We start from the raw sequence: 3,756 nt of genomic DNA on the forward strand, positions 1-3,756 counted from the left end.
ACTTTTGGGGGTCAGTACAAAATGCACTCAATATTATGCGTTTTCTCATGAAAAATTCTCTTTTCATACTCATTTAAAAGGAAATTTATCGTTTTACGGACATGTATATTACAGATTTCTATAGGTCGTATATAGACAGGATATCATCGCTTGGAAGTTGTCCTTTTTGACACCAATCAGTAATTTAGTTCTCAGGAGTTAATGGCAGTGCTTTTCGTACATAGTTTCATAACTACAGTATAGCATAGTATATCGCTTTATAGTTTTCACTATTGATGAACTGCTTGAGCTGCTGTGATAAGGGTTAACTTGTAAACATCATCTGCATTACATCCACGAGAGAGGTCGTTAACAGGCTTGTTCAAACCTTGCAAAACAGGACCTACTGCCGCAAAGCCACCAAGACGTTCAGCCATCTTGTATCCGATATTTCCTGCCTCGATACCTGGGAAGATGAAGACATTTGCTTGACCAGCTACCGTACTTCCAGGAGCTTTCAAAGCTGCAGTTTCAGGAACAAAGGCTGCATCAAATTGCAACTCACCATCGATTTCAAGGTCAGGGCGCAAGTCGTGAGCAATTTTAGTTGCTTCAACGACCTTATCAACGCTTTCACCAAAACCTGAACCTTTAGTAGAATAGCTTAGCATAGCAATTTTAGGCTCGATTCCAAACATCTTAGCTGTGATTGCTGAGTTGATGGCAATTTCAGCCAAAGCTTCTGCATCTGGATTGATGTTGATAGCACAGTCTCCAAATAGGTAACGTTCAGAGCCACGAACCATGAGGAAGGCACCTGAAGTACGAGTTACATTTGGACGAGTTTTAATGATTTGTAGGGCTGGACGAACTGTTGAAGCAGTTGAATGAATCGCACCTGACACCATTCCATCAACCAAGCCCAAGTAAACCAACATAACACCAAAGTAGTTTACATCTTCAACCAAAACCTTGCGTGCATCTTCTTCAGACATTTTGCCCTTGCGACGCTCCACCAAGGCAGCAACCATTTCTTCAAATTGAGGATAATGTTGAGGGTCAATGACTTCATAACCATCCATGATCCCTTCAATTTCAAGATAAATTTTAATTTTTTCAGGATTTCCTAACAAAACAGGAATCACTTCTGTTTCTTTTACCAAACGTTTAGTCGCTTGAAGAATACGTGGCTCTTCCCCTTCAGGGAGAACGATACGAGCATTTTTACCAACAAGGTTGGCTTTGAGACTTTCAAAAACTTCCATGAGTTTTCTCCTTTAAGATAATAATTATACTCTGAAACAGTTTTTATAGAGTATTAGTTGATAACTGGATAATAAGGTTGCTGAAATCATCCGGCAAGGGACTTTCTAACTGCAAATCTTGCTCTAAAAATGGATGATAAAAGGATAGGTAATGGCAATTCAGGGCCTGACGTTGGATGCCGTCGTCCAGACTACCACCGTACAAATCATCGCCCAACAAAGGAAAACCAATATGAGAAAAGTGGACTCGAATTTGGTGGGTTCGACCAGTGTGCAGCCGAATGTCGACCAAGTGGATATTTCCATAAGAAGCTACAATCTTGTAGGAAGTATGGGCATATTTTCCACCTTTAGCCACCCGTCTGGTAATAATGGAGTCTTCATCACGCGCAATCGGGGCAATAATTTCCCCCTCTGACTCCAAGTGTCCATCACCTTTAACCAAAGCAAAGTAGCGTTTTTCAATGGACTTCTTCTGCAACTGCTTGTCCAATCGTGCATGGGCATAGCCGTGCTTGGCAAAGAGCATCGAGCCAGAAGTATCCCTATCAAGCCTGGTCACAATGTGAACTTGCTGATTTTCGTAATTTTGCTTGACGTAGTAACCCTTGATAAAATTGGCAATAGTATTGGAGTGGTTAACACTAGGAATAGAGGCAACTCCATAGGGTTTATTCAAGACTAGAAAGTGGTCATCCTCATAGAGAATATCCAGTGGGCGCTCGATAGCTTCCAAGGTTTCAAAGCCTTCCTCAGCGGGAATATCGATAGTAACGCGGTCCCCAAGATCCAATAGATAGGTTGCATTTTGTGGTTGGTCATTGACCAGAATAGCCCCACCTCGAAACTTAATCTTGGCCAGAAGCCCCTTAGAAACCTCGTGCTTTTTTAAGAAGGTCTTAACCTTGACATGCTCATCTGCGATAAATTCAAACCTCATTCGTCCACCTCGCCGATAAAGGCATCCTTAACACGGTTCCAGAAACTAGTATGGCTAGGAGTCGCGACAAAGTGAATCTTATGATGATCGATTTGATACTCAATACGCTCAATATTACGGAAAGAATAAACGCTATTGTCAACCGAAATGGTATGGTAATCATTTCTCGTTGGAATGAGTTCAATCTTATCCTTCTTAGGAACGATAATGGAAGAGCCCAGCGTTCGATAGACACGATTATTGAGGCTGGCAATTTCCGTTAATTGCAAAGCTTCAATGGTAGGGTGTAAAACAGCACCGCCAAGAGACTTGTTATAAGCCGTACTACCAGTCGGTGTTGAAACTGTTAGCCCGTCTCCACGAAAACGTTCAAAGGGAACACCATTGATGACAATATCTGCCACCATGGTTCGATCAGACCTGCGGATGCTGGCTTCATTGAGGGCACGAAAAATCTTGACCTCTCCATTTCCAAGAAAAACCTTCACATTTAGAACAGGGTAAGAAACCCTTGCTCCGGTATCTAGCTGCAAATTGGTCATTAACTTATCCAACTCAAAATCACGATAATCGGTATAAAAGCCCAGATGTCCTGTATGAAGACCGATAAAGCGTACCTTATCAAGTTGGTCTTCATACTTATGAAAGGCCGATAAGAGCATGCCATCTCCACCAATGGAAATGACAATGTCCGGACTGCTATCATTGAGTATAAACTGATTTCTTTTCAAACGATCTCGCAATTCATACAAAACCCTTTGACTCTGCGGTTTTCTATTGGCTATCAGGTCAATTCGTTTACCTGTATTCTTCATCTGTATCGTCACTGTTTCCTACACCGTCATTTAATTTTCTACTCAAAGGATCAAAAAGTGCCTGGGCTTCTTGGATATCATCACGAATTTCACCCATTTCTTCATCCAACTGATGGGCGATTCTAGCTGTAATTTCCAGTCGCTTCTTAATCTCCTCTGGGAAATCCCCTTGGTACTTGTAGTTGAGAGAATGTTCTATCGTTGCCCAGAAATTCATGGCCAAGGTACGTATTTGAATTTCTGCCAAAATAGTCTTGGCTCCATTGATGGTATCAACCATATATTCTACTACCAAATGATAGGAACGATAGCCTGATGCTTTTCGATGAGTAATGTAATCTCGCTCCTGTATGATTCGCATGTCCTGACGCTTGTGCAAAATCTCCACTACTTCCTTAACGTCATCTACAAACTGGACCATCACACGCAAACCAGCAATATCCTGCAAATCGTGCTCCAAGGTCGCATAAGTAATACCACGACGGGCCATTTTTTCTTTTATACTCTCAATTGGCTTGACTCGACCGGTCACAAATTCAATCGGAGAATGCTTATTTTGCTTACGATATTGCTTACGAATGCCACGAAGTTTAATCTTTAACTCACCAACAGCTTGAATGTAAGGATCTAGAAATTCTTCCCATTCTAAGGTCATATATTCTCCCTTATTCTCATATTATCCTTCAAAAATATCTTTGATTTTTTCTCCAGATTCATATACAATAAATACAATGCTTATTATACCATAAGTGAAAAA

4 protein-coding genes are annotated in these 3,756 nt (G+C 41.1%); all 4 read right to left on the reverse strand.

Features of this window, described 5'->3' with window-relative positions; genetic code table 11:
- Positions 1–269: 269 nt before the first annotated feature.
- The 4 genes from pta to HT708_RS10945 are packed head-to-tail and all read right to left on the reverse strand — an operon-like array spanning position 270 to position 3,654.
- Entirely contained in the window at positions 270–1,244 is a 975-nt protein-coding gene (gene pta, locus HT708_RS10930; RefSeq protein ID WP_000451579.1) for a phosphate acetyltransferase, read from the reverse strand.
- A 43-nt stretch (positions 1,245–1,287) separates the two neighbouring features.
- Positions 1,288–2,184: an RluA family pseudouridine synthase gene (locus tag HT708_RS10935; RefSeq protein ID WP_172926389.1), complete on the reverse strand. Its 897-nt coding sequence runs from the start codon at positions 2,182–2,184 to the stop codon at positions 1,288–1,290.
- Positions 2,181–2,999, reverse strand: a complete 819-nt coding sequence (locus tag HT708_RS10940) for an NAD kinase (RefSeq protein ID WP_000799048.1) — start codon at positions 2,997–2,999, stop codon at positions 2,181–2,183. The genes HT708_RS10935 and HT708_RS10940 overlap by 4 nt, the downstream gene beginning before the upstream one ends.
- A complete protein-coding gene (locus HT708_RS10945; protein WP_000171679.1) occupies positions 2,983–3,654 on the reverse strand; it encodes a GTP pyrophosphokinase family protein in 672 nt (223 codons plus the stop codon). Before HT708_RS10945 ends, HT708_RS10940 begins: the two co-directional genes overlap by 17 nt.
- Between the last annotated feature and the right edge of the window lie 102 nt (positions 3,655–3,756).

The organism is Streptococcus sp. 3613 (assembly GCF_013277375.1).
GTDB classification, from domain to species: domain Bacteria; phylum Bacillota; class Bacilli; order Lactobacillales; family Streptococcaceae; genus Streptococcus; species Streptococcus pseudopneumoniae.

Excerpts from the sequence above, each read along its gene's own strand:
- pta (WP_000451579.1), bottom strand. The coding sequence starts at position 1,244 with ATGGAAGTTTTTGAAAGTCTCAAAGCCAACCTTGTTGGTAAAAATGCT.
- HT708_RS10945 (WP_000171679.1), bottom strand. The coding sequence starts at position 3,654 with ATGACCTTAGAATGGGAAGAATTTCTAGATCCTTACATTCAAGCTGTT.
- HT708_RS10940 (WP_000799048.1), bottom strand. The coding sequence starts at position 2,999 with ATGAAGAATACAGGTAAACGAATTGACCTGATAGCCAATAGAAAACCG.
- HT708_RS10935 (WP_172926389.1), bottom strand. The coding sequence starts at position 2,184 with ATGAGGTTTGAATTTATCGCAGATGAGCATGTCAAGGTTAAGACCTTC.